This window comes from Paenibacillus sp. FSL R5-0519, from assembly GCF_037974275.1.
In the GTDB taxonomy this organism is placed as follows: domain Bacteria; phylum Bacillota; class Bacilli; order Paenibacillales; family Paenibacillaceae; genus Paenibacillus.
In genome coordinates, this window is sequence record NZ_CP150234.1 from 6446385 (window position 1) to 6472810 (window position 26426).

The window sequence follows — 26426 nt, forward strand, 5'->3', positions numbered from 1 at the left end:
TTAGCGGTTGTTTATCAGGTGATTGTTAATCCTTGCTCCGCTGAATATTAAAGAATTCATTAATTTTAAAAAAAGCCCCTTCCAGCAATAACGGAAGGGGCTCTCATTACAATGTATAATTGCGTTAACTGTCAGATTCCATCGTCACCGATGAATCCCAGTAATATTAGTCTTGAAGAAGTACGTTCACTTCAGTCTCTTTGTCAAAGATATGAACTTTGTTCATGTCGATAGCCATTTTAACTGTGGAACCATCACGAGTGTTAGAACGTCCATCTACACGTGCAATTGTAGTATCGTTACCTACACCGCTCAAGTAGAGGAGCATTTCGTGACCCAGGTTCTCTGTTACATCTACGTGAGTAGAGAATACAGAGTTCGGGGATGCTTCCAGGAATACTGGCTCTTCGTGAATGTCTTCTGGACGAACACCCAGAATGACTTCTTTGCCAATGTATCCTCTAGATTTCAACACTTGTGCTTTACCTTGCGGGATTTCAACGTCCACGCCTGGAGCTACGAAGTGAAGATTTGCACCTTGCTCAGCCAATTTACCCGAGATAAAGTTCATTGTCGGGGAACCGATGAAACCAGCCACGAACAGGTTAGCCGGCAGGTTATACAACTCTTCCGGAGAAGCTGCTTGTTGGATGATACCATCCTTCATAACTACGATCCGATCACCCATCGTCATTGCTTCGATCTGGTCATGCGTTACGTAGATAACTGTTGTTTCCAAACGTTTAGCCAGTTTAGTGATTTCCGCACGCATCTGACCACGAAGTTTAGCATCCAAGTTGGAGAGAGGCTCATCCATCAAGAAGACTTGTGGATCACGGACAATCGCACGTCCTAGAGCGACACGCTGACGTTGACCACCGGACAATGCCTTAGGTTTACGCTCAAGCAAATGCTCAATATCCAGGATTTTAGCTGCTTCACGTACACGTTTGTCGATCTCGTCTTTTTTAACCTTACGCAATTTCAAACCAAACGCCATGTTTTGATATACGCTCATATGCGGATACAAGGCATAGGATTGGAATACCATCGCGATATCGCGGTCTTTAGGTGCAACATCATTAACGACACGGTCACCGATATAGAGTTTACCTTCAGAAATTTCCTCAAGGCCTGCGATCATACGCAGTGTTGTTGATTTACCACAACCGGACGGACCTACCAATACCAGAAATTCTTTATCTTTAATGTCCAGGTTAATGTCAACTACAGTTGCTTTATCAGAACCCGGGTATTTTTTGAAAATATGCTCTAAACGTACTCCAGCCATGATTGTTGCCTCCTCAGAGATCATTTTGTAATCGAATACAATTTGTATTTTTATATTACCCTATCTGCATGAGGTTTGACTATTCGCAAACTGCACAAAAATATCAATGCTTTTTCGTCACTTTGTACATAAGCAGCAAAAACTGCACTAGAACAGCACTTTCGAAGTGCCTTACATCGTATCCAATCTCTTGTTTGATCTTGTCCAGACGATAAACCAACGTATTACGATGAATAAAAAGCCGTTTGGCTGTCTCGCTCACATTACAGTCCAGGCTAAAAAAGGTTTCTAACGTAGCAAGAGTCTCACTATCATTTAAGATTAACGTGTCCTTGCCTGTTTCCTGTATAAATCGTATCCGTTGTTCATCTGGAATACTCGCTACCAATCGTTCCAGATGCAGATCCCATGGAAGATGAATATGCTGCGTAACATGGAATGCTCTCCCCAATTGCACACTTTCTTTAAGAAGCGCTGTAACTGATACTAATTGTTCTGCGGGTATGCACGGCAGGGATGCAGACAGATGGAACACCCCAGCCCACTCACTGGCAACCAGTTCATGTAACCCAAGGCAAAAAGCGTTCAGTGAATCCTTTTTGGCTTCCGTTGTATCTTCCTCAGCTTCTTCTGTAACAATTTCTTTATCACCCATGAAAACCCACTCTTGATCCCCCAAGGGAATCAATACAATCTCCTCGCCAAAATAACTCTCAAGCAACTTGTTGAGTTCCTTGGATCGTAAACGATGTGCATCCGGCGTATCTCCTTGCAGCAAGAACAGAATTTTCTCAGTATTCAAATCTGCAGCCACCACAAAGCGATCAGGTACCGTTTCAGATTCCTGCTTGGTTGGTTCTTCGATCTGCTCTCTAAGCCAGAGACCCAATTCGGTTAGATACTGCTCCCTATCATTCTCATATACAACAGGCTGTGTCTCCTCGGGTAATTCTGTGTTGGAACGGATCAAAAGCTCAATAAATCTCCGTCTCTCCACAGTGATAGATCTTGCAGTGCATCCCCAACATACCACGGTCTCTTCTTTCTCATTCATCCGAACCTTAAAAAATATGCGCTCTCCCGTATTCAGACTGATTACATCGGATGAGCTTGGAGATGTAGTTTGTTCAGATAGCTCCAGACTCTCACCTTCATCACCATAGGTCTCTGAATTTTCATGAAGACCCACCAGATTCGTAACAGATTGCGTCCATTCCTCTATTGTAATCTCATATTCGTCCAAAGTTGTGCCTATAATGACTTCAATTTGCTGTTTTAGATCAGGTATGAACTTCATATAATGAACGTCACCACTCTGCATGTTTTCTATTAGTTTATCATATCTTGCACAGCATTAATAAATATCCATAATCCGTTAAAAGTACATAACAAAAAAGAGCGAATAATCAAATTAATGATTAATCACTCTTTTCTTAAAGATGAGTCATGAAGGGCTCGAACCTTCGACACCCTGATTAAAAGTCAGGTGCTCTACCAACTGAGCTAATGACTCATAAAACTGGTGGAGGATGATGGATTCGAACCACCGAACCCGTACGGGAGCAGATTTACAGTCTGATGCGTTTGGCCACTTCGCTAATCCTCCAAGGATTAAAGGTGGCTCGGGACGGAATCGAACCGCCGACACGAGGATTTTCAGTCCTCTGCTCTACCGACTGAGCTACCGAGCCATATTTAATTTTTAGGATTAATGGCGGAACCGACGGGATTCGAACCCGCGATCTCCTGCGTGACAGGCAGGCATGTTAGGCCAACTACACCACGGTTCCAGGCATTAATGGTGCCGGCGAGAGGACTTGAACCCCCAACCTACTGATTACAAGTCAGTTGCTCTACCAGTTGAGCTACACCGGCGTATATGGTGGAGGCTGAGGGGATCGAACCCCCGACCCTCTGCTTGTAAGGCAGATGCTCTCCCAGCTGAGCTAAGCCTCCTGGGTAATATGGTAGCGGCGGAGGGGATCGAACCCCCGACCTTACGGGTATGAACCGTACGCTCTAGCCAGCTGAGCTACACCGCCATATTAATTGTGTCTTGATTGCTTGTCCATCTTTAGGTAAAGATGGCGGAGAGAGAGGGATTCGAACCCTCGCACCGCTTACGCAGTCTAACCCCTTAGCAGAGGGTCCCCTTATAGCCACTTGGGTATCTCTCCAAATAACAATCTTCAACATCATTCAAGGATTGCTCCCTGAAAACTAGATTCGAAACGAAAGATGTGAATTATCACTTGCTATTGGATAAGCCCTCGACCGATTAGTACTGGTCAGCTCCATGCATTGCTGCACTTCCACCCCCAGCCTATCTACCTCGTCGTCTTCAAGGGGTCTTACATACTGGGAAATCTCATCTTGAGGGGGGCTTCACGCTTAGATGCTTTCAGCGTTTATCCCGTCCGTACATAGCTACCCAGCGGTGCTCCTGGCGGAACAACTGGTACACCAGCGGTACGTCCATCCCGGTCCTCTCGTACTAAGGACAGCTCCTCTCAAATTTCCTACGCCCACGACAGATAGGGACCGAACTGTCTCACGACGTTCTGAACCCAGCTCGCGTACCGCTTTAATGGGCGAACAGCCCAACCCTTGGGACCTACTTCAGCCCCAGGATGCGATGAGCCGACATCGAGGTGCCAAACCTCCCCGTCGATGTGGACTCTTGGGGGAGATAAGCCTGTTATCCCCAGGGTAGCTTTTATCCGTTGAGCGATGGCCCTTCCATGCGGTACCACCGGATCACTAAGCCCGACTTTCGTCCCTGCTCGACTTGTAGGTCTCGCAGTCAAGCTCCCTTATGCCTTTGCACTCTTCGAATGATTTCCAACCATTCTGAGGGAACCTTTGGGCGCCTCCGTTACTCTTTAGGAGGCGACCGCCCCAGTCAAACTGCCCACCTGACACTGTCCCCGCACCGGATTACGGTACCAGGTTAGAACCTAGATACGATCAGGGTGGTATCCCAACGTTGCCTCCACGCAAGCTGGCGCTCACGCTTCAAAGGCTCCCACCTATCCTGTACAGATCGTACCCAAATTCAATATCAAGCTGCAGTAAAGCTCCATGGGGTCTTTCCGTCTTGTCGCGGGTAACCTGCATCTTCACAGGTATTAAAATTTCACCGGATCTCTCGTTGAGACAGCGCCCAAGTCGTTACGCCATTCGTGCGGGTCAGAATTTACCTGACAAGGAATTTCGCTACCTTAGGACCGTTATAGTTACGGCCGCCGTTTACTGGGGCTTCGGTTCACAGCTTCGGGATTGCTCCCTAACCACTCCCCTTAACCTTCCAGCACCGGGCAGGCGTCAGCCCGTATACTTCGCCTTACGGCTTCGCACAGACCTGTGTTTTTGCTAAACAGTCGCTTGGGCCTTTTCACTGCGGCCCCCTCGTGCTATTCACACTACCGGGGCACCCCTTCTCCCGAAGTTACGGGGTCATTTTGCCGAGTTCCTTAACGAGAGTTCTTCCGCGCGCCTTAGAATACTCTTCTCGCCTACCTGTGTCGGTTTGCGGTACGGGCACCTTCACCTGGCTAGAGGCTTTTCTTGGCAGTGTGAGATCATGACCTTCGCTACTATAATTTTCGCTCCCCATCACAGCTCAGCCTTACGATGTGCGGATTTGCCTACACATCAGCCTTACTGCTTAGACGGACATCCATCAGTCCGCGTCACTACCCTACTGCGTCCCCCCATTGCTCATAACGGCTTACGGTGGTACAGGAATTTCGACCTGTTGTCCTTCGACTACGCCTTTCGGCCTCGCCTTAGGTCCCGACTTACCCTGAGCGGACGAGCCTTCCTCAGGAACCCTTAGGCTTTCGGCGGATCAGATTCTCACTGATCTTTTCGTTACTCATACCGGCATTCTCACTTGTATAATGTCCAGCGCTCCTTACGGTACACCTTCAACCCTTATACAACGCTCCCCTACCCCTGATGCAAGCATCAAGCCATAGCTTCGGTGGTGTGTTTAGCCCCGTTACATTTTCGGCGCAGAGTCACTCGACCAGTGAGCTATTACGCACTCTTTCAATGGTGGCTGCTTCTAAGCCAACATCCTGGTTGTCTGTGCAACTCCACATCCTTTCCCACTTAACACACACTTGGGGACCTTAGCTGATGGTCTGGGCTGTTTCCCTTTTGACAATGGATCTTAGCACTCACTGTCTGACTCCCGGAAGTAAGTCTATGGCATTCGGAGTTTGACTGAGCTTGGTAACCCTTGCGGGCCCCGCACCCAATCAGTGCTCTACCTCCACGACTCTGTTTTCCGAGGCTAGCCCTAAAGCTATTTCGGGGAGAACCAGCTATCTCCGAGTTCGATTGGAATTTCTCCGCTACCCCCACCTCATCCCCGCACTTTTCAACGTGCGTGGGTTCGGGCCTCCAGTGCGTGTTACCGCACCTTCACCCTGGACAGGGGTAGATCACCCGGTTTCGGGTCTACGTCCACGTACTATGTCGCCCTATTCAGACTCGCTTTCGCTGCGGCTCCGGCTCTTCACCTTAACCTTGCACGGGAACGTAACTCGCCGGTTCATTCTACAAAAGGCACGCCATCACCCCTAAAACGGGCTCTGACTTTTTGTAAGCACACGGTTTCAGGTTCTATTTCACTCCCCTTCCGGGGTGCTTTTCACCTTTCCCTCACGGTACTGCTTCACTATCGGTCGCTAGGAAGTATTTAGCCTTGGCAGATGGTCCTGCCGGATTCATACGGGGTTTCACGTGCCCCGCACTACTCGGGATCCGTCTCGGAGGGAACAGACTTTCAATTACAGGGCTTTTACCTTCTTTGGCGGGCCTTTCCAGACCTCTTCGCTTAACCGGTTCCTTTGTAACTCCATGTGAGACGTCCCACAACCCCAAAGAGCAAGCTCTCTGGTTTGGGCTTCTCCGCGTTCGCTCGCCGCTACTGACGGAATCACTATTGTTTTCTCTTCCTCAGGGTACTTAGATGTTTCAGTTCCCCTGGTATGCCTCTACACAACCTATGTATTCAGTTGTGAGTAACTGGAAATTACCCCAGCTGGGTTTCCCCATTCGGACACCCCCGGATCAAAGCTTGCTTACAGCTCCCCGAGGCAGTTTCGTTGTTCGCCACGTCCTTCATCGGCTCCTAGCGCCTAGGCATCCTCCGTGTGCTCTTAGTAGCTTAACCATTGCGCTCGTGTTCGAGCTGTCGCTCCGCTTGGTTTGCTTGCGCAAATCCAAAAGTCGCTCCATTTCGATCACTCGCTCCAGCAATCTACCGTTTTTATTGAAACTTGTTATACACAAGTTCAGCTAAAAAGGAATGTTCTAATTCGCATTTACTTTCGTTTCGATATCTAGTTTTCAAAGAACAAACTTGTAAAACATTTTTGGTGGAGCCAAGCGGGATCGAACCGCTGACCTCCTGCTTGCAAGGCAGGCGCTCTCCCAGCTGAGCTATGGCCCCATATAAAGTTTTAAAGGTATAGATGGTGGGCCCTGGTGGACTCGAACCACCGGCCTCACCCTTATCAGAGGTGCGCTCTAACCAACTGAGCTAAGGGCCCACATTACATATACTGTTTGAACCCAAAATGGGTTACGCTTGGCGGCGTTCTACTCTCCCAGGACCCTGCGGTCCAAGTACCATTGACGCTGAAGGGCTTAACGGTCGTGTTCGGGATGGGAACGTGTGGAACCCCTTCGCTATCGCCACCAAACGTTTGAGAGTTTGAGCTCTCAAAACTGAGCAACGAGTGAGTCGTTTGCAGCTAAGCTGCATATTTGAATGTTTCCACGCGGGAAACGATTCTCCATAGAAAGGAGGTGATCCAGCCGCACCTTCCGATACGGCTACCTTGTTACGACTTCACCCCAATCATCTATCCCACCTTCGGCGGCTGGCTCCTTGCGGTTACCCCACCGACTTCGGGTGTTATAAACTCTCGTGGTGTGACGGGCGGTGTGTACAAGACCCGGGAACGTATTCACCGCGGCATGCTGATCCGCGATTACTAGCAATTCCGACTTCATGCAGGCGAGTTGCAGCCTGCAATCCGAACTGAGACCGGCTTTTTAGGATTCGTTCCACCTCGCGGCTTCACAGCCCGTTGTACCGGCCATTGTAGTACGTGTGTAGCCCAGGTCATAAGGGGCATGATGATTTGACGTCATCCCCACCTTCCTCCGGTTTGTCACCGGCAGTCACCTTAGAGTGCCCATCCGAAATGCTGGCAACTAAGATCAAGGGTTGCGCTCGTTGCGGGACTTAACCCAACATCTCACGACACGAGCTGACGACAACCATGCACCACCTGTCTCCTCTGTCCCGAAGGAAAGGTACATCTCTGTACCGGTCAGAGGGATGTCAAGACCTGGTAAGGTTCTTCGCGTTGCTTCGAATTAAACCACATACTCCACTGCTTGTGCGGGTCCCCGTCAATTCCTTTGAGTTTCAGTCTTGCGACCGTACTCCCCAGGCGGAGTGCTTAATGTGTTAACTTCGGCACCAAGGGTATCGAAACCCCTAACACCTAGCACTCATCGTTTACGGCGTGGACTACCAGGGTATCTAATCCTGTTTGCTCCCCACGCTTTCGCGCCTCAGCGTCAGTTACAGCCCAGAGAGTCGCCTTCGCCACTGGTGTTCCTCCACATATCTACGCATTTCACCGCTACACGTGGAATTCCACTCTCCTCTTCTGCACTCAAGTCACCCAGTTTCCAGTGCGATCCGGGGTTGAGCCCCGGGATTAAACACCAGACTTAAATGACCGCCTGCGCGCGCTTTACGCCCAATAATTCCGGACAACGCTTGCCCCCTACGTATTACCGCGGCTGCTGGCACGTAGTTAGCCGGGGCTTTCTTCTCAGGTACCGTCACCTTGAGAGCAGTTACTCTCCCAAGCGTTCTTCCCTGGCAACAGAGCTTTACGATCCGAAAACCTTCATCACTCACGCGGCATTGCTCCGTCAGGCTTTCGCCCATTGCGGAAGATTCCCTACTGCTGCCTCCCGTAGGAGTCTGGGCCGTGTCTCAGTCCCAGTGTGGCCGATCACCCTCTCAGGTCGGCTACGCATCGTCGCCTTGGTGAGCCGTTACCCCACCAACTAGCTAATGCGCCGCAGGCCCATCCCCAAGTGACAGATTGCTCCGTCTTTCCAGTTTCCTTCAGGCGAAGAAAACAACTATTCGGTATTAGCTACCGTTTCCGGTAGTTGTCCCAAACTTGAGGGCAGGTTGCCTACGTGTTACTCACCCGTCCGCCGCTAAGTCTCAAAGAAGCAAGCTTCTTATCAACTCCGCTCGACTTGCATGTATTAGGCATGCCGCCAGCGTTCGTCCTGAGCCAGGATCAAACTCTCCAATAAAGTATTGAAAAGAGCGATAAGCTCATTTTGAATCTGACGAGATTAAAAATCTCATTTGTGCTCCAGTCGATTCAAGCCAAGGCTTGTTTCAAACTTTCACATTCATTCTGCAAGCAGAATGTTTACTCACTCGTTGTTCAGTTTTCAAAGATCAAACTTGTTTTTTTGTCACCATTTTCTCTCAGCGGCGACTTTTATAATATATCATACTTCGTTTGTTTTGGTCAAGTGTTTTTTTGAAATTCTTTTTCGAAGCTCATAATGAACTTCTTCATTTCATCGAAAGCATGTAACCAAGCAAGCAAAGCAACGAGATATAATGTACCATATAAATATCCTGGGAGTCAACTATCCAAACAAAGAAAATTTCAACCCCAATATTAGGCCCACACCTGGCAATCCCAAAACAGTCACTGTCCCTATCGTTGCAGGGTTCAACGGGATGTAGGTTCCTATAATCCAGCCGGAATAATTCACGATGTATATCCCTACTGCAGCAAGCACCAAATGGATTCCAAATGACGTAAATACCGACAACCCTATCCGCTTTCTGAATAAAACCACAATAAGTCCCAGTAAAGATACAACTAGTACGCTCCCCAGTATAATACTCTTCATATAGTACACCTCCATGTTTAATGTAATCTCAGCTCTACATACTCAATCCTCGCTGTGATGCAACATCATCATTAGCTCTGGCTCGCTTTGCTCTTCTCAAATGAATCTGGTACTTTCGCTCAGCTGCCTCCAATACATAAATGGCATAATCAATCTCATCCTGCCCCTGCGCATCTTCAAACTGTCTCATAGCCCGTTCCCACTCCTGCTTAGCCATCTGAACATCTGCATAGATCTGATCCTCCTCAAGCTCCTTCAACATTCTGTTGTGTTTCTCTATTGAGTTCCGTGTATTTCGCCACAAAAACATAAACTCTCCTCCTCCTGATCAGCACAGCATATTCTCATACTTATCAGGGAATGGACAAACTTAGAACTCAGGCATTCATTTTCTTCACAAAAAAAAGAGAGCCCTAGGGCTCTCTTTGAACACCGAAACTTATTTAGCTTCCAAAGTTTCCAAGGAAGTTCATTGTTTAATTCAAACTAAAAACACTAACGCATCTCTCTGCGCCCTTCTAACGCCTTGGAAAGGGTCACTTCATCCGCATATTCAAGATCGCCACCTACAGGTAATCCATGCGCAATCCGGGTCACACTGATCTCAAACGGACGTACCAAACGGGAGATGTACATCGCTGTAGCCTCACCCTCAATATTGGGGTTTGTCGCCAAAATGATCTCTTTAATACGTTCATCACTTAATCGAATCAGGAGTTCCTTCAAACGAATATCATCTGGTCCAATTCCCTCCATAGGTGAGATCGCACCCTGTAACACATGATAGTAACCATCGAATTCCTTGGTGCGCTCCATGGCCACCAGATCTTTCGAATCCTGAACTACACAGATTACAGAGACATCCCTGGACTTATCCTGACAGATGCGACACGGGTCGGTATCGGTAATATTACAACATACAGAACAGTAATGAAGATTACGCTTCACACTTACGAGTGCTTTGGCAAAATCAATAACGTCATCTTCCTTCATGTTAAGCACATGAAAAGCTAAACGAGCTGCCGTCTTGGGGCCAACACCCGGCAATCGGGTGAAGGCATCAATCAGCTTGGCTATTGGTTCGGGATAATACAATCGATTGTGTCTCCTTTGACAGGATCAATTTTTAATTAAAATAATCCCGGAATATTCATGCCGCCAGTGAACTTGCCCATATCCTTGTTGGCAATTTCATCAGCTTTGGCCATTGCATCATTAACAGCTGTCATAACGAGATCCTGCAACATTTCAACATCTTCCGGATCTACCGCTTCAGGTTTGATCGTGATAGCAAGCAATTTCTTGTGTCCGTTAACTTCAGCCGTCACTACACCGCCACCGGATGTACCTTGGACTGTTTTGTCCGCCAATTCCTCTTGCGCTTTCAGCATTTGCTCCTGCATTTTCTTCACTTGTTTCATCATTTGGTTCATGTTGTTCATAATTGTTCATCTCCTTTGTTATGGTTATCGCGCTATGCGCATTATTCTTTGATCACTACAAGGTCCTCACCAAAGAGTTGAATGGCTTCATCTATCCAAGGCTGTTTACTGCTTGAACCACCGTCTTCATGCTCGGGTTCAAGCTTAAAGTCCTCCTTTGGCGTTTCAGAAGCTCCCTCCGTTGCTCCGGTCCAATCTTTGAGCATCATCGTCACCAATCGCGCAGGACGCCCAAGCTGCTCGGACAACACCCGCTCAATGACTTCACGGTTAGCCTGCTTCTCCGTTGTTTCACGGTGAATGTTGTTTTTAAAAGCAACCAACACGTTGTCCTCAAGCAATGATACCGGCTCACCATCCACGAACCAGGCATGAACGGTAACCCTCTCTTCCTTCACCCGTTGCAGGATTTGACTCCATTTTTTGCTGATCTCTGCGAACTCAGGGGCTCCCTTGCGCGCAACATACTGATCCAACTGAGCAGGAAGCTTGGCAGGCGAGTTGCCTCTCGATACAGGTGCTCGTGTTGCCGGACGCGATGGAGCGCTCGATGAACCCTCTCCACCAGACAATCCACTCTTCAATGCACGATCCAACTTCTTCTCCAACTCAGCAAGTTGCTGCTTCAAGCGGTTGATCTCTCCCCCATCAGCAGGTGCCGCATGAACTGAAGCTCCCACTTGAACAGAAGCCTCACCCTGAGCTGGAATACTACACAGTTTAAGCAATGCAACTTCAAACAATGTCTGTGGCTGTACTGCATACTTCATTTCACTCTGGTACCGATTAAGAGTATCAATCATGTGGAACAGTTGTTCCCTGGTAAATGACTCTGCCATATCACGGAAAGATTCCGGATTAAGTACCCGGTCCGTCAGTTTATCTGCATCAGGTACCATCTTAATCATAAGTAAATCGCGGAAATAATACAGCAAATTCTCCATGCACTTGTCTGCGCTCTTTCCTTCATGCATGAAACCTTCAATCATCTGCAGAATATGACCAACATCACCCTTGAGCAGCGAAGCAGCCAGTTTGGCAAATTGCTCTGAAGCAATTCCACCCGTCATGTCCATAACCTGCTGGTACGTTACTCGCCCATCTGTAAATGAAGAAATCTGATCCAGCACACTGAGTGCATCCCTCATTCCACCGTCTGATAAACGGGCGATGTATTGGAGCGCATCCTGGTCCGCTTCCATGCCTTCCTGTTCACAGATCAGGGTAAGTCTCGCTGTCTGCTCTTCCAGGGAAACCCGACGAAAATCAAATCGTTGACAGCGCGATATAATCGTAGCCGGAAGACGGTGTGGTTCTGTTGTTGCCAAAATAAACATCACATGTGGCGGTGGCTCTTCCAATGTTTTGAGCAAAGCATTGAATGCCTCCGTCGTCAGCATGTGCACTTCATCAATAATATAGACTTTCTGCCGGACTTCGGTTGGCGCATATTTAACCTTTTCCCGAAGATCACGGATTTCTTCAACGCCCCGATTGGATGCAGCATCAATCTCCTGCACATCCATCACGGCGCCAGTCGTAATCCTGCGGCAAGCTTCGCACTCGTTACAAGGTTCAGGCGCAGGCCCACGTTCGCAGTTCACAGCTTTGGCCAAAATCTTGGCGGCACTTGTCTTCCCCGTTCCTCTGGGCCCGCTAAATAAGTAGGCATGGGAAGTCCGCTGTTCACGAATCGCGTTCTGCAAGGTCTGAATAATATGCTGTTGCCCCACCATATCTTGAAACGACTGGGGACGCCAAGCCCGGTATAACGCGATATGCTCCATGATGCGTTACCTTCCTTCCACTTCGCATTCGAGTCCTTTGTCGTTCCCCCATTATACTATATTCCAGGGTGAATCCAAACTTTATCTGACTCATTCATGCATGGTTTTTTAAGACATATCAAAAAGACCTCTGCATACATACAACTGCAAAGGTCTCTACATTTAAATGGTAAGCCGTGCACCTGCTATCGATATTTGCGATCCAAGTGGCACCCCTGAACAATAGCTCGGGCTAGGCAACCCTCCGGCACAAGAGTGATCTCACTTATGGCTGCTTCCTTCCGGACCTGACCAGGTTCATGAGTACTCATTGCGGAGGACCCAACCGTCAACACCACGTTTAGGGACCAAACCTCACATCGGCAAAACCTCTAGCAGGAATTCAACCTCGCTATAGCGGATTGCGAGTTACAGGGCACCGCTACCTCCCCATCTAGCACGGTAAGAAATAGTATAACGTAAGGTTATCCAAATTGCAACCAGAGTAAAAATCGGAAGCAGCTACGCTTACACATAACATATAAAAACCCCTGCCAGATCAGCAGGGGTGTGTTGGATGCAATTAACAGACAACTCCAAGAATTGTCCTATTAGATTCCGTATTTCTTTTTGAAACGATCAACACGGCCGCCAGCATCGATAAACTTCTGTTTACCTGTGAAGAACGGGTGGCACGCGGAGCAAATCTCTACACGAAGTCCGTCTTTAACCGAACCTGTCTCAAAAGTATTCCCGCAAGCGCAAGATACTTGACCAATCGTGTATTTAGGATGAATTGCTTCTTTCATTACCTTTCACCTCTTTCCGCCCTGAGCCTCAAGCGGACCCAGAGTAAATGGCACAACTCTGAGATTATAACACGGCCTTGTGCCTGTTGCAATCCATTATTGTTAAGAGGTAATCAACCGTTTCGGACGTGCCATTCCAGCGGGTGGAACATGGGTATACGATCCGATTACAACATCAGGCAACTCGTCTTCAAAGATCTCAATCATCTGCTTCATACCCAAAATATCACCTTGAGCTGGAGGGATTAATTCCAGATAGCTCTCCGGATCAATATTTAGATTACGCATCTGAATCAAGCGTAGATCGGTTCTTCTTGCAAACTCAATCATCGCCTCAATCTCTTCTTCACGATCCGTTACACCCGGGAAGATCAGATAGTTAATCGAGGTGTATACACCCTGCTGCGCCGCATATTTCATCGACTTTTCAACATTCGCTAAGGTATAACCACGCGGTTTATAGTAGGCGTTATAATGGTCATCCAGTGCGCTGATTGTACTTACGCGCATCAGATCCAATCCAGCATCCACAATACCTCTAATATGATCGTTCAGACCGGCATTGGTATTAATGTTGATATACCCCATGTCCGTTACAGAACGCACTTCGCGAATCGCTTCAATAATCAACTTGGCCTGCGTGGAAGGCTCCCCTTCACAACCTTGTCCAAAGCTAATGATGGACTCTGGCGTCTTCAGGTGTTCCAGCATAACTTCCACAATCTCATCCACACGTGGTCGGAAGTTCATACGTGTCTGCGGGGAAACAAAGCCGCTATCATCCGGTTGCTCGGAGATACACCCGAAACAACCTGCATTGCAAGAATAGGATACTGGCACTCCACCTTCCCAACGATTCAGGAACGTGTTCGATGAAGTCAGACATTCATATCCAAGCGCACAGTTGGATAGATGGGTATAGAGACGGTTCTCGGGGTATTGCTCTGTCAATCGTTTAACGCCAGAACGCACATCGTCACGGTCACAGTTGAGCGGATTCCACTTGTCAGGACTATCCGACTTCGAAGCGGTGACATAAAAACCGCCATCTTTCCAGACTACTGCGGAATAACCGAACAACGGCAACTTATACTCCTTATCCGTCTTCACATATCCAGGGAGACACAAACGAGTAAATCCTTGCGGAAGCAAAGCACCTACAGCCTGTGTGTCCGTTGGCATTGGCAGCATCTCACCAGTGTCCGGATCCATACCAATGGGCCGGGTGCTCGGGAGTCCAACCAACGTCGCGCCCTCTGGCAAAGGGATAAGTTCGTCTTCCATAATCTCCACGATCATATCTCCACTGCGGGCAAGCCCGTACAGGGAAGGATGATCAAATACATTACCTTTTTCATCTGCGTATACTAAATACATGATGTTCTCCTCACATCTAATGGGTTAAACCTAACGACGGGTATATTGTAACATTCACAGCAGTGCTGCAAAAAGAAAGTGATTAGTTGAACGACACTTACGTCGATGTACCTGACGTAGCTGTCTGTCTAGGTGAGCGGCGGGTAGTTGTTGTCCCGGAATTGCTTGTCGGGCTATTACCAGCCGAATCAAATGCCGCCAAAAACTCTGCATTTGTCTTGCTGTTACGAAGTTTCTTCAGGAATCCTTCGACAAAGTCATGGGAATCATTCATGTTTTTACGAATCGCCCAAATTGTATCCAGTTCTTCTTTGCTGAGAAGCACTTCTTCACGACGCGTACCCGAGCGACGAATGTCGATCGCAGGGAAAATACGACGTTCTGCCAGTTTGCGGTCCAGATGAAGCTCCATATTTCCTGTACCTTTAAACTCCTCATAAATGACATCATCCATACGTGATCCGGTATCAATTAATGCCGTTGCCAGGATCGTCAAGCTTCCGCCTTCTTCCACATTCCGGGCAGAACCGAAGAACCGTTTCGGACGATGGAATGCAGCTGGATCAATACCACCACTAAGTGTACGACCGGATGGTGGAATAACCAGGTTATATGCACGGGCAAGACGCGTAATGCTATCCAACAGGATAACAACATCCTTTTTGGCCTCAACGAGACGAAGCGCACGCTCAAGTACCAATTCCGCCACCTTGATATGATTCTCAGGCAGTTCATCAAATGTCGAAGCCACAACTTCCCCTTTTACAGAACGCGACATATCCGTTACTTCCTCTGGACGTTCATCAATCAACAGGACAAACAGTTCAATTTCAGGATTGTTAGTTGAGATGCTGTTGGCAATTTCTTTGAGGAGAAGCGTTTTACCCGCTTTCGGAGGTGCTACGATCAATCCGCGCTGTCCCAATCCTACCGGGGCGAGCACATCCATAATTCGTGTGGACAAATGGTTGGGGGATGTTTCGAGAACCAGTTTTTTCTGCGGATACAGTGGGGTTAGTGCCGGGAAGTGAAGTCGCTCTGCAGCCGCCGATGGATTCTCACCATTTACAGCGTTGACTTGCAACAAACCGAAGTATCTCTCGTTTTCCTTAGGTGTTCTACATTTACCTGATACGAGGTCGCCTGTTCTTAGGTCAAACTTGCGAATCTGAGAAGCTGAGATGTAGATGTCTTCCGTACTTGGCAAGTAGTTAATCGGCCGAAGAAATCCGTAACCTTCAGGTAAAATCTCGAGTACGCCTTGCATGAACATCAGACCGCTCTGTTCGGCTTGTGCGCGTAGTATAGCAAAGATTAATTCTTTCTTTTTTAACGTACCATAGTAAGGTATCTGATATTTTTTGGCCAGTTTGTAAAGGTCCGTTAGTTTCATTTCTTCCAAATCGGAAATTTGTAGATCCATATAATAACCACCTATTCAATTAATAAGTCCGTGTGATGGATAGTTTCGCTAGATGTTCCGGCTATAGAGTGCAGCGTCTGCCACAATCTCTTCTGTCCATTGTACGGAATGTAACCGTTATAATGCAAATACTTGTCTTTGAGTGTAAGTTTTCCGGGTGGGATGGCCAACATTCGGCATGATCCGCTATTGAGTGAACGATGCATTGAGGCGATCAATCCGGATAGACCGGCTATGGAGCGCAGTTCAAACAAAACCGGGGGTTGGGGATGAGAAATGATGTTCTTACAGCCATATGAAGTTTAATTCAAAAAAAGACCCTCCGGTAAAGGAAACAGTAACATTTCGTCTTATGCCGGAGAGACTGAGAACTCTATTAAAACAGGTTTGCCTAATCACCGAAAAGATATGCAGTTCAGTTAAAATAAACATGTGTAGGACTGAATCATGCATCATGCTTCCTATTAATTAATCCGTTTCCCGCCATACATCTGCACCGAGCAAACGAAGATTAGTCACCAGATGATCATAACCACGGTCAATATATTCAACCCCGGTTACTTCAGTCACACCTTCACTGACGGTGAGACCTGCAATCACCAGCGCTGCACCAGCGCGAAGATCGGATGCTTTTACTTTGGCCGCGTTTAATGCACTGCCTTCAATAATCGCTGACCGTCCTTCTACTCGAATCTTTGCGCCCATCCGTACCAACTCAGGCACATGCTTGAACCGATTGCTGTATACAAAGTCGCTTAGGACACTTACACCGGTTGCCTGTGTTAATACACTGGTCATTGGTGACTGAAGATCCGTCGGAAAACCAGGATACACCAGCGCCTTCACGTCAACATGATTATAGTTCGGTTTGCCAATAACACGTATACTTTCATCCAATTCCTCAATGCCAACACCCATCTCCAACAGCTTTGCCGTTAAAGCTTCCAGATGTTTGGGAATCACATTGTCAATCAGAACATCTCCACGCGTCGCCGCTGCAGCGATCATATACGTTCCCGCTTGTATACGGTCCGGAATGATGGAATGACGACAGCCTTTCAGCTCCGAGACCCCTTCAATACGGATCGTTTCGGTACCTGCACCCTTGATGCTGGCACCCATGGAATTCAGAAGTGTTGCTACATCTATAATCTCAGGCTCTTTAGCCGCGTTTTCGATAATTGTAGAGCCTTTGGCACGAGTAGCCGCCAGCATAATATTAATGGTTGCGCCCACACTGCTTACATCAAGATAAATTTTTGCGCCGCGAAGCTCTTTGGCGTGCAAATGAATGGAACCATGTTCGTTCGTTACGGTTGCGCCAAGCGCTTCAAAACCTTTGATATGTTGATCAATTGGACGAGGCTCAAAATTACAGCCCCCTGGTAAACCTATCGTTGCTTCTTTGAAACGTCCCAGTAATGCACCCATCATATAATACGAAGCGCGAAGCTTCTTCACGGGACCATTCGGCATAGGAATGGATTTGATCTCAGAAGGGTCAATTTTCATCTGACTGCCTTCCCAAGTTACACGTGCTCCGAGTTCCTCCAAAATTTCTGCATAAACCGCCACATCACTCAAAAGCGGCAGGTTGTCCAACACGACTTCTGACTCGGCAAGCAATGCTGCAGGAATAAGCGCAATGGCGCTGTTCTTGGCGCCGCTTATAGTTACAGTTCCCTGTAACGGACGTCCGCCACTAATCATCAATTTTTCCATAAAGCTTAATGTCCCCCTACGTGTTTTGCAGCCGATGAACGGCAATACGTGCTGTTGGCTTCCGATGTAGAAATAAGGTGTGAAAATGGAAAGACACCGGCTAGGCGGTGTTCTTCCATTTCACAGTATGGAACTGGCAAAGATAAATTACGCTTTGTTGTTGGAACCAAACTCGCGGATTTTACCTTTAACGGTTTCTTTGATTGCATCACGGCCTGGTACGATGAATGTACGTGGATCGTAAGCATCTGGTTTAGCTGCAAGCACTTCACGAACCACTTTCGAGAAAGCAATTTGGTTCTCTGTGTTTACGTTAATTTTGGATGTACCCAGGGAAATGGCTTTGTCGATGTCGTGTTTAGGAATACCTGTACCACCGTGCAATACGAGTGGAACTTGTACCGCGTCACGAACTTCTTCCATCTCTTTGAAGCCCAGGTTAGGCTCGCCATGGTAAGGACCGTGTACGGAACCAAGAGCCGGTGCCAATGTGTCGATACCTGTTTCTTTAACGATACGGATACACTCGTTCAGGTCAGCGTACATGATTCCGCCGATAACGTCGTCTTCTTGTCCGCCTACAGTACCTACTTCAGCTTCTACAGAAACGCCTTTAGCGTGTGCATATTCAACAACTTTTTTAGTCATTTCGATATTTTCATCGATAGAGTGGTGGGAACCGTCGATCATAACGGATGTAAATCCAGCATCGATCGCTTCTTTACACTTGTCGAAGCTTGAACCGTGGTCCAAGTGGATCGCAACTGGTACGGAGATTTTCATGTCGTGAATGAGTCCTTCTACCATTTTAACTACAGTGTAGAAGCCGCCCATGTGACGTGCTGCGCCTTCGGATACACCCAGGATTACTGGGGATTTTTCTTCTTCAGCTGCACCAAGAATCGCTTGAGTCCACTCAAGGTTATTGATGTTGTATTGACCAACTGCATATTTTCCTTCAAGTGCTTTGTTCAACATGTCTGTCATAGATACTAATGGCATGGTTTCAATCCTCCTAGGGGTTTGGGTTGTGTCTATGGTTTTTAGCCGAAATCACATACGGCCTTATTATACCACATCCCATGTCAAATACTAAACAAGCATTTGCAAAAATGCTGTGCTTTGCAGCACAGTTTTCATAGACACCGCTTTATAACTTGCCCATTTCCAATATTCCCCCGATAAAGCGGTGAAATACCCCATTCTCCCCACCATGTACCATCTATGTTGTCCGCATACAAAAAAATCCTGTATCAACAGGATTCAACTGCATTTATTGACAGTACCATTGCGAAGCTGCATATTCACAGCCACTCGCATCTCGTCGATATCAAACGGTTTCGTGAAGTGCATGAGCGCTCCGAGATCCGTGGCTTCCTTAATCATGTCCAGTTCACCATAAGCGGTCATCATGATCACCTTGATCCCCGGATCAATTTCTTTAATATGCTTCAGGATTTCCAAACCATCCATCCCGGGAATCTTCATATCGAGCAATACCAGGTCAGGCTTGTCATTATTCACAATCTCCAGAGCAACCTTGCCGTTGGGTGCTTGAAACGTGTTATACCCTTCACTGCTGAACACTTCCATTAACAGGATTCGAATTCCATTCTGGTCATCAACAATCAAAACTTTTTTATCTTCCACTCTGTAACCTCCTAGAATTAGGAAAGCATGTGCATCATCGAATCTGGATAACTATCCCATAGTCGTCATGATAAGTATTCTACCTCTTCCATTAAAATCCTGCTACCTTTACAAAATGACAAAAAGCATTTCCACCTGCTATTTACGCAAAAAAAGGGATGTTCCGGCACCCCCTACGGTTGCCATGAACATCCCAAATATCTATTACGTTAACACTAAAACATGATTATTTTTTTGCATTCTCCAATGAAGCTTTCACGAACTCACGGAACAATGGTTGCGGACGGTTCGGACGGGAAGTGAATTCCGGATGGAATTGTACCGCCAGGAACCATGGGTGTCCTGGAAGTTCCACGATCTCAACCAGACGTCCATCCGGGGATGTACCCGAGATAACCAGTCCTGCTTTTTCGATCGCTTCACGGTATTCGTTGTTGAACTCATACCGGTGACGGTGTCTCTCATACACCAGCTCGTCATCATAACAAGCCATCGCCAAAGAACCTTCCTGAAGCTTACAAGGATACAGACCCAGACGCATCGTACCGCCAAGATTTTCGATATCTTTTTGCTCAGGCAACAGATCGATCACAGGGAATTCGGTAGCCGGATTAATCTCGGAGCTGTTCGCACCATTCAAACCAACGATGGAACGTGCATATTCAATAACGGAAACCTGCATACCCAGGCAAATACCGAAGAACGGAATTTGTTTCTCACGAGCATAACGGATTGCGGATACTTTACCTTCAATACCACGGTCTCCGAAGCCACCAGGAACAAGGATACCGCCAATACCATGTAACAGGTCGCCAACATTCTCATCGGTAATATCTTCAGAAGGAACCCAGCGAATTTTCACATCCGCATTCGATGCGAATCCAGCATGAGACAACGACTCAACAACACTCAGGTATGCATCGTGCAACGCTACATACTTACCAACAATAGCGATCTCAACCGTATGCTCCAACTTGTTGATCCGGTCAACCAGCCCTTCCCACTCGCTCATATCCGGTGCAGGAGTAGTCAGTTTCAGGTGATTTACCACGATCTCATCCAAGCCTTCTTCACGCAGGTTCAAAGGCACTTGATACAAGGTGTCTGCATCGCGACATTCAACCACGGCATTCTCATCAATGTCGCAGAAGAGAGCGATCTTGGCTTTCATGTCGTCAGACAATTCATACTCCGTACGGCAGACAATCACATTCGGTTGAATACCGATGCTGCGCAATTCCTTAACACTATGCTGCGTTGGTTTTGTTTTCACTTCACCCGCTGCTTTGATATAAGGAATAAGGGTTACGTGGATGTACATCACATTGTCGCGGCCTACATCACTCTTGATCTGACGAATGGCTTCCAGGAAAGGCAAACTCTCGATGTCGCCCACTGTTCCGCCAATTTCCGTAATAACCACATCCGAACCAGCTTCACGTCCAGCGCGGAATACACGCTCTTTGATCTCGTTCGTAATGTGTGGAATAACTTGTACCGTTCCGCCCAGATATTCCCCGCGTCGCTCTTTGCTGATGACGGAAGAGTATACTTTACCAGTCGTGACGTTGCTGTTTTTGGAGAGATTGATATCAATAAAACGTTCATAGTGGCCAAGGTCCAGATCCGTTTCCGCGCCATCATCCGTTACAAAAACCTCGCCGTGCTGATAAGGGCTCATTGTCCCCGGGTCGATGTTGATATATGGATCAAATTTCTGGATCGTTACTTTAAGCCCTCTGTTTTTCAGCAATCTGCCCAGCGAAGCAGCTGTAATCCCTTTGCCCAGGGAGGACACAACTCCGCCCGTCACGAAAATATACTTTGTCACTGTTATTACCCTCCTAATATAAGTACAGAAATTCAGGCGATATATGGTGTTATCGTAACCTGTTTCCCAGGTAATCATCGTTAAAAAGAGCAATGGCAGAAATTCCCTGCATCTGCAAACTGCTCTTTCTGCGAAGACGGTTTAAATACACGTTGTTTTACAGCAAAAAATGGTGCAAATATTCCGGTAGCCTTCATTTCATTTGGTGTTTTTGATATACAAAAACGGGCCACGAAATGTTGGCCGGGAGCATACGGAAAGGAAATTATTTTGCAAAATTATGCCTCTAAAAATACAAAAAAAAGTACTCCCGCAGGACGGGGCACCTTCTATAAAAAACATAAATATATTGTCGCTCATTCATAAGCCCATGCAATAGTTTACCCGTTACCCCGTCTGCTGTCAAGGCTGACTATTCCGGGGAAACGGGTAAATTATAGACGTCAAAAATGACTACCGATTATCAGAATCGTCGTCAAATTCATCCTCGTTTTCGGACTCTTCTTCGTCTTCTTCGAGGTCTTCATCTTCCAGATCGTCATCTTCAACCAGCACTTCTTCTTCGCTGTCTTCTTCATCAAAGATGTCATCTTCGTCTTCATCTTCTTCGTCTTCATCTTCGTCTTTATCCGTGCTGTCGAAGTCTTCATCGCTGTTATAGCTATCTTCTTCTTCACCGAAGTCTTCATCTTCCAGATCATCATCTTCATCGTTGATGATACGCGGACGCTTCGCACCCGTCATGGAATCTTCTGTTCCAGCTACCGGATACCAGCGCTTCAAGCCCCACAGACTTGTACCGACACAAGCAAAACGGCCATCGATATTAATCTCGGTATATAGCTGGGCGATAAACTCGTTGATTTCTTCATCAGTCATTCCGCGCTGCTTCGCTACCTCATTCATCAAGTCACGATAGTAATACGGCGTATTAGCCGCTTTCAGCACCATAAAGGCAAGGTCCACCAAAGGGATCTCTTTTACCTTTTCTTTATCAATTTTCAAATTGAGCGAGGTACTCACTGCAGACACTTCCTCTCACACAAAATTCACTTTTTAACCCCTACGAACTGGACTGTTACGTATAACATATCCATTAACAAACCTAAGTAAAACCTATTTAGCGTTAAAAAGCAAGTTTTTATGTACGGATGTGACGCAAATACGGAGAGCAGCTCCAATCTGTCCAATATATTCATCGCGATACGACATTAAACTCATACGTGTCCTTCATTGCAAAAGAGACAACTCCATAATAAAAAAGACGGAGTCCCCTCCGCCTTTTGACTGTATACCCTTGAAGGATTGCTCCTCACCAGGTTCCCCGCAAGAGCCCTCTAGCTCTCCATCCATCATATGTCCCTGCGCCCGTTTTGACACGAAGTGAATGTGTTTTTATAAAAAAAGGGCAAGTTCCCCATGCGGCGGGATGAGCGCATTCATAGAATACCTCAGCATGTTCATCCCGAAGGGGGCTGCCCATTATGGACTATACTGGTTTATTGCATCAATTAATTGACGGAATGAGACGCCCTGAACCAGAACAGGGAGGGCGATATTTGATCCGATTTGCCAAACCGCAGCAGTACGAGGCCTGCCTCGTGGAATTATCCCGAATGCGGAATGAATTTACCGACCTTGGGGCCGTCCGCTCCTCGCGACTAGCTCGTTCCATTATCGCTACAGTACAACGCCCGGAGGATTTATACCGCTATGGGGATGAGATTACGATTGAGGAAGACATCCCCATCTCCCTTCACGCCACCGCACTCCACAGCAAACCGAGCAATGCCCAAGGCATACCCTGGGGAGTGAAGCAGATTCGGGCACCCAAAGTATGGTCTGTATCTACAGGTCACCGGATCAAAATCGGTGTAATTGATACCGGTGCTGATTATCACCATCCTGATCTTCGATATTCCCTGGCACGCGGAATCAATCTGTTAAACCGCAGCCTGCTTCCTCATGATGATAACGGACACGGCACCCACATTGCGGGGACCATCGCCGCAGCCAACAGCACCGCAGGCATGATTGGTGTAGCTCCACGGTCCCTGATCTATCCCGTGAAGGCATTCGACCACAACGGATCGGCTTATGTATCCGACATTGTGCTTGGCATCGATTGGTGTGTGCGCAACAAGGTCGATATCATCAATATGAGCTTTGGCATGAAAACACGCAGCAAGGCGTTGCTTGACGTTGTCAATCGTGCGTACCATGCCGGAATCGTCATTGTTGCTTCGTCAGGAAACGATGGCAAAAGACGCAGTATTGATTATCCAGCACGTTATCCGCAGACCATATCTGTCGGAGCAACTGACAAAAACAGACGGATTGCTTCCTTCAGCAATCGTGGCGCATATGTGGATGTCTATGCACCTGGTGATAAGATTGTCTCCTCGTGGGTGCAAGGCAAGCATCACGAGATGAGCGGCACTTCCATGGCAACCTCGCATGTGAGCGGTGCTATCGCCTTGCTGCTTGCTAAGCATCCGGGATTATCCCCCAGTGAAATCAAGACCCTCGTCAAACGTGCTACGATCCCACTGCGAGCCCGCAAGACTACCACAGCGAAAACCAAAATACGTGGCGGTGAGATTGACGCCCTGAAGCTAATGCAGGAGGGCGAAGAGTGAGTAGGCTATCTAACCATTAGCAGAACTCGTTTGGATTGATGTTTGGCGAATCACAGTAACCCACCCCCGACTTGAATGTGCGAAGGGATCTTGCTTGCGGCTGAATCCTCAAGTGGCACCCGCTGTGATGTCTGGGGAGGCTAGCGTACCTTAGATAGGGAAATTCGTTTTCTTCAGCTCCGGGTACAAAACAAAAAAAAGTCTCCATGTACCACGTTGAAGACACAACGCGGACACGGAGACTTTTTAATTAAGGCGGAGCGGCGGCAGGCCGCAAGCCTGGAATTTACATTTTATCCGGTGCGCTTACGCCTACCAGACGAAGCGCCGTTGCGATAACGGTACGCACAGCACCGATCAGTGCAAGACGTGCCTGAGTTTGCTGTGCATCTTCCGTAATGACACGTTCTGCACGGTAGTAGCTGTGGAACAGGGATGCCAGCTCGTATACATAACGGATGATACGATGAGGCGCATATCCTGTTGCCGCTGCCGAGATTTCTTCAGGCAGTTCTCCCATTTTGCGAAGAAGGTCATACTCGTGCTCTGTTGTCAGCTTGGACAGGTCGATCTGTTCCAGTGGCAGCAGTTCAATACCTTGTTCTTCAGCCTGACGGTATACGCTGCATACACGCGCATGCGCGTATTGTACGTAGAATACCGGATTTTCATTGGATGTCGAAATCGCAAGGTCCATATCAAAGTCCAGATGGGAGTCCATGCTGCGCATTGTGAAGAAGTAACGGATGGCATCAATGCCGACTTCATCCATCAGATCTTCCATCGTTACAGCTTTACCTGTACGCTTGGACATCTTCACTTTCTCACCGTTCTGGAACAAGCTCACCATCTGTGCAATCAAAACGACCAGTTTCTCAGGGTCATTGCCCAGTGCTTGCATCGCAGCTTTCATCCGTGGAATATATCCGTGGTGATCCGCACCCCAGATGTTGATCATTGTGTCGTATCCACGCGCATATTTGTCGCGGTGATAAGCAATGTCTGGTGTCAGGTAAGTATACGTACCATCGTTCTTGATCAACACACGTTCTTTGTCATCACCGTACTGCATCGTTTTCAGCCAAGTTGCTCCATCTTGCTCATAGATCTCATTGCGGTCACGCAATTCATCAAGCACTCGCAGAACTTCTCCGTTGTCATACAGGGAAGTCTCGCTGAACCAGATGTCAAAGTTAACACGGAAGCGATTCAAGTCACGTTTGATCTTGTCCAATTCCTTCTCCAGTCCAAAGTCACGGAAATATGCTGCACGGTCACCCGGGTGCATGGACAGTAATTCATCACCCTTTTCAGCAACGAGTTGCTTGGCAAATCCTTTAATATCTTCACCGTGATAACCATCTTCAGGCATCTCAGCATCCTGACCCAGCTCTTGCAGATAACGAGCTTCAATGGAACGCGCCAGATTAAACACCTGATTACCTGCATCATTAATGTAGTATTCACGGGTTACTTCATATCCAGCGTAGTCAAGGATGTTACATAGAGCATCACCTACAGCTGCTCCACGGGCATGACCCAGATGCAGACTGCCTGTCGGGTTGGCACTGACGAACTCCATCTCGACTTTGCGCCCTTCTCCGATGCTAATTCTTCCGTAGTCTTTGCCCTGCTCCTGCACAAGTGCAAGCACTGGATAAAGGTAACTCTTGTCCAATTTAAAGTTAATAAATCCTGGACCGGCAATCTCAGCCTTCTCGATTCCTGCTTCAGCCAGATTCAGATTGGCAATAATCTCTTCAGCAATCTGGCGCGGATTGCGCTTGGCAATCTTGGTCAGCTGCATGGCAGCATTGGTCGCCAGGTCCCCGTGTGTCTTCTCACGCGGTACTTCCAATGTAATGGCTGGCAATTCTTCCTGCGTAACAATTCCGGCCGCCACAATGGCGTTGCCGATGGCCGTGCTTACCCGTTCGTTAATCGTATCTAATGGATTACGTGTCATGAAATTGGTTCCTCCTGTATATGCAAACTAATCGCGAAATGTCCGGATTCTTCATCAAAGCGGTAAAAGTCGTAGCTCCACGCTGCGCGTGCGCTCAATCCCTGAATGGAAAGTTCCAGCTTCTGTGTATGCGTGGACAGGGCAAACGACATGTATGGTGATCGGTAGAAACCAGGAAGCTTCCGATTCAATTCAAAAGTCTGCTCCGATTCCACTTCACCATGACGTATAATCTTGATGGATTGTCCACCCAGCTTCAATGTGGTACGAGTTGTGCCTCCCTCGGGTCCAACCTGCGGTTCTTCATAACGAACATAAAGAACAGACCCTTTCAACACGGCTTCACCCTGCATTTCCTGCAGCACATCTTCACCTTCATAACGGCTGTGCAGCCGGATGTGTACCGGTCGCATGTTCGACATGAATGTTAACCTCCATTATATTCGAGGCGACGCAAAATCAGGCACGGCCGGTGAGAACAGCCCTTCCCGTATTGTTGTGTCGCTATACGCGCTCATATTCCC

At 47.6% G+C, this 26426-nt stretch carries 18 protein-coding genes, 10 tRNA genes, 3 rRNA genes and 1 other RNA gene; 1 reads left to right on the forward strand and 31 read right to left on the reverse strand.

Annotation, left to right across the window (positions count from 1 at the left end):
- Window positions 1–166: 166 nt before the first annotated feature.
- From ugpC to rpoE, 29 genes are all read right to left on the reverse strand, one after another.
- Window positions 167–1291, reverse strand: coding sequence for a sn-glycerol-3-phosphate ABC transporter ATP-binding protein UgpC (ugpC, locus tag MKY73_RS28985; protein ID WP_062837775.1), 1125 nt, complete (start codon window positions 1289–1291; stop codon window positions 167–169).
- A gap of 103 nt (window positions 1292–1394) precedes the next feature.
- Window positions 1395–2588 carry a helix-turn-helix domain-containing protein gene (locus MKY73_RS28990; protein ID WP_339304887.1) on the reverse strand — a complete coding sequence of 398 codons (1194 nt, stop codon included), beginning with the start codon at window positions 2586–2588 and terminating at the stop codon, window positions 1395–1397.
- Between the two features lie 143 nt (window positions 2589–2731).
- Window positions 2732–2804: transfer RNA gene (locus MKY73_RS28995), tRNA-Lys, on the reverse strand.
- A gap of 7 nt (window positions 2805–2811) precedes the next feature.
- Window positions 2812–2897: transfer RNA gene (locus MKY73_RS29000), tRNA-Tyr, on the reverse strand.
- A 12-nt stretch (window positions 2898–2909) separates the two neighbouring features.
- A tRNA-Phe gene (locus MKY73_RS29005) sits at window positions 2910–2982 on the reverse strand.
- A 21-nt stretch (window positions 2983–3003) separates the two neighbouring features.
- Window positions 3004–3081, reverse strand: a tRNA-Asp gene (locus MKY73_RS29010).
- 9 nt (window positions 3082–3090) lie between these two features.
- A tRNA-Thr gene (locus MKY73_RS29015) sits at window positions 3091–3166 on the reverse strand.
- Between the two features lie 5 nt (window positions 3167–3171).
- Window positions 3172–3247, reverse strand: a tRNA-Val gene (locus MKY73_RS29020).
- 9 nt (window positions 3248–3256) lie between these two features.
- Window positions 3257–3333: transfer RNA gene (locus MKY73_RS29025), tRNA-Met, on the reverse strand.
- A 43-nt stretch (window positions 3334–3376) separates the two neighbouring features.
- Window positions 3377–3468 (reverse strand) — tRNA-Ser (locus tag MKY73_RS29030).
- A gap of 81 nt (window positions 3469–3549) precedes the next feature.
- Window positions 3550–6476, reverse strand: a 23S ribosomal RNA gene (locus MKY73_RS29035).
- 203 nt (window positions 6477–6679) lie between these two features.
- A tRNA-Ala gene (locus MKY73_RS29040) sits at window positions 6680–6755 on the reverse strand.
- Window positions 6756–6778: 23 nt separating this feature from the next.
- A tRNA-Ile gene (locus MKY73_RS29045) sits at window positions 6779–6855 on the reverse strand.
- A 36-nt stretch (window positions 6856–6891) separates the two neighbouring features.
- A 5S ribosomal RNA gene (rrf, locus tag MKY73_RS29050) occupies window positions 6892–7008 on the reverse strand.
- 99 nt (window positions 7009–7107) lie between these two features.
- Window positions 7108–8659: ribosomal RNA gene (locus MKY73_RS29055) — 16S ribosomal RNA — on the reverse strand.
- Together the 16S, 23S and 5S rRNA genes with 10 tRNA genes alongside form the textbook arrangement of a ribosomal RNA operon.
- 348 nt (window positions 8660–9007) lie before the next feature.
- A complete protein-coding gene (locus MKY73_RS29060; RefSeq protein WP_339304889.1) occupies window positions 9008–9277 on the reverse strand; it encodes a pro-sigmaK processing inhibitor BofA family protein in 270 nt (89 codons plus the stop codon).
- A gap of 34 nt (window positions 9278–9311) precedes the next feature.
- Complete coding sequence (locus tag MKY73_RS29065) at window positions 9312–9587, reverse strand: DUF2508 family protein (RefSeq protein ID WP_339304891.1); 276 nt, start codon at window positions 9585–9587, stop codon at window positions 9312–9314.
- Between the two features lie 185 nt (window positions 9588–9772).
- Window positions 9773–10372 (reverse strand): recombination mediator RecR, encoded by a 600-nt coding sequence (gene recR, locus MKY73_RS29070; protein ID WP_062838113.1) that lies wholly within the window; start codon window positions 10370–10372, stop codon window positions 9773–9775.
- 35 nt (window positions 10373–10407) lie between these two features.
- Window positions 10408–10719, reverse strand: coding sequence for a YbaB/EbfC family nucleoid-associated protein (locus MKY73_RS29075; RefSeq protein WP_036607248.1), 312 nt, complete (start codon window positions 10717–10719; stop codon window positions 10408–10410).
- 41 nt (window positions 10720–10760) lie between these two features.
- Window positions 10761–12506: a DNA polymerase III subunit gamma/tau gene (gene dnaX / locus MKY73_RS29080; protein ID WP_339304893.1), complete on the reverse strand. Its 1746-nt coding sequence runs from the start codon at window positions 12504–12506 to the stop codon at window positions 10761–10763.
- A gap of 174 nt (window positions 12507–12680) precedes the next feature.
- Window positions 12681–12948, reverse strand: an RNA gene (gene ffs, locus MKY73_RS29085) — signal recognition particle sRNA large type.
- Between the two features lie 148 nt (window positions 12949–13096).
- The gene (gene rpmE / locus MKY73_RS29090; RefSeq protein WP_056698168.1) at window positions 13097–13294 is read right to left on the reverse strand and encodes a 50S ribosomal protein L31; all 198 of its coding nucleotides are present in this window, start codon (window positions 13292–13294) and stop codon (window positions 13097–13099) included.
- 102 nt (window positions 13295–13396) lie between these two features.
- Entirely contained in the window at window positions 13397–14671 is a 1275-nt protein-coding gene (locus MKY73_RS29095) for a radical SAM protein (protein ID WP_339238988.1), read from the reverse strand.
- Between the two features lie 97 nt (window positions 14672–14768).
- Window positions 14769–16094, reverse strand: a complete 1326-nt coding sequence (rho, locus tag MKY73_RS29100; RefSeq protein ID WP_339304895.1) for a transcription termination factor Rho — start codon at window positions 16092–16094, stop codon at window positions 14769–14771.
- A gap of 468 nt (window positions 16095–16562) precedes the next feature.
- Window positions 16563–17816 (reverse strand): UDP-N-acetylglucosamine 1-carboxyvinyltransferase, encoded by a 1254-nt coding sequence (locus MKY73_RS29105; protein WP_339238987.1) that lies wholly within the window; start codon window positions 17814–17816, stop codon window positions 16563–16565.
- Window positions 17817–17963: 147 nt separating this feature from the next.
- The gene (fba, locus tag MKY73_RS29110; protein ID WP_091039193.1) at window positions 17964–18818 is read right to left on the reverse strand and encodes a class II fructose-1,6-bisphosphate aldolase; all 855 of its coding nucleotides are present in this window, start codon (window positions 18816–18818) and stop codon (window positions 17964–17966) included.
- A 261-nt stretch (window positions 18819–19079) separates the two neighbouring features.
- Complete coding sequence (locus MKY73_RS29115) at window positions 19080–19466, reverse strand: response regulator (RefSeq protein ID WP_339238986.1); 387 nt, start codon at window positions 19464–19466, stop codon at window positions 19080–19082.
- A 226-nt stretch (window positions 19467–19692) separates the two neighbouring features.
- Complete coding sequence (locus MKY73_RS29120; protein WP_339238984.1) at window positions 19693–21297, reverse strand: CTP synthase; 1605 nt, start codon at window positions 21295–21297, stop codon at window positions 19693–19695.
- Window positions 21298–21750: 453 nt separating this feature from the next.
- Window positions 21751–22320, reverse strand: coding sequence for a DNA-directed RNA polymerase subunit delta (gene rpoE / locus MKY73_RS29125; protein WP_062838121.1), 570 nt, complete (start codon window positions 22318–22320; stop codon window positions 21751–21753).
- 461 nt (window positions 22321–22781) lie between these two features.
- Between rpoE and MKY73_RS29130 the strand changes: the two genes are divergently transcribed.
- Entirely contained in the window at window positions 22782–23936 is a 1155-nt protein-coding gene (locus tag MKY73_RS29130) for a S8 family peptidase (RefSeq protein ID WP_339304897.1), read from the forward strand.
- A gap of 286 nt (window positions 23937–24222) precedes the next feature.
- Here MKY73_RS29130 and argS read toward each other — a convergent pair whose 3' ends face one another.
- Both argS and MKY73_RS29140 read right to left on the reverse strand, forming a co-directional pair.
- The gene (gene argS / locus MKY73_RS29135) at window positions 24223–25902 is read right to left on the reverse strand and encodes an arginine--tRNA ligase (RefSeq protein ID WP_339304899.1); all 1680 of its coding nucleotides are present in this window, start codon (window positions 25900–25902) and stop codon (window positions 24223–24225) included.
- Entirely contained in the window at window positions 25899–26324 is a 426-nt protein-coding gene (locus MKY73_RS29140) for a DUF1934 domain-containing protein (RefSeq protein WP_017691299.1), read from the reverse strand. The genes argS and MKY73_RS29140 overlap by 4 nt, the downstream gene beginning before the upstream one ends.
- Between the last annotated feature and the right edge of the window lie 102 nt (window positions 26325–26426).

Bases quoted from the DNA above. Each gene is read 5' to 3' on its own strand.
- ugpC (WP_062837775.1), bottom strand. From the start codon at position 1,291: ATGGCTGGAGTACGTTTAGAGCATATTTTCAAAAAATACCCGGGTTCT.
- MKY73_RS28990 (WP_339304887.1), bottom strand. From the start codon at position 2,588: ATGAAGTTCATACCTGATCTAAAACAGCAAATTGAAGTCATTATAGGC.
- MKY73_RS29060 (WP_339304889.1), bottom strand. From the start codon at position 9,277: ATGAAGAGTATTATACTGGGGAGCGTACTAGTTGTATCTTTACTGGGA.
- MKY73_RS29065 (WP_339304891.1), bottom strand. From the start codon at position 9,587: ATGTTTTTGTGGCGAAATACACGGAACTCAATAGAGAAACACAACAGA.
- MKY73_RS29075 (WP_036607248.1), bottom strand. From the start codon at position 10,719: ATGAACAACATGAACCAAATGATGAAACAAGTGAAGAAAATGCAGGAG.
- dnaX (WP_339304893.1), bottom strand. From the start codon at position 12,506: ATGGAGCATATCGCGTTATACCGGGCTTGGCGTCCCCAGTCGTTTCAA.
- rpmE (WP_056698168.1), bottom strand. From the start codon at position 13,294: ATGAAAGAAGCAATTCATCCTAAATACACGATTGGTCAAGTATCTTGC.
- MKY73_RS29095 (WP_339238988.1), bottom strand. From the start codon at position 14,671: ATGTATTTAGTATACGCAGATGAAAAAGGTAATGTATTTGATCATCCT.
- rho (WP_339304895.1), bottom strand. From the start codon at position 16,094: ATGGATCTACAAATTTCCGATTTGGAAGAAATGAAACTAACGGACCTT.
- MKY73_RS29105 (WP_339238987.1), bottom strand. From the start codon at position 17,816: ATGGAAAAATTGATGATTAGTGGCGGACGTCCGTTACAGGGAACTGTA.
- fba (WP_091039193.1), bottom strand. From the start codon at position 18,818: ATGCCATTAGTATCTATGACAGACATGTTGAACAAAGCACTTGAAGGA.
- MKY73_RS29130 (WP_339304897.1), top strand. From the start codon at position 22,782: ATGGACTATACTGGTTTATTGCATCAATTAATTGACGGAATGAGACGC.
- argS (WP_339304899.1), bottom strand. From the start codon at position 25,902: ATGACACGTAATCCATTAGATACGATTAACGAACGGGTAAGCACGGCC.
- MKY73_RS29140 (WP_017691299.1), bottom strand. From the start codon at position 26,324: ATGTCGAACATGCGACCGGTACACATCCGGCTGCACAGCCGTTATGAA.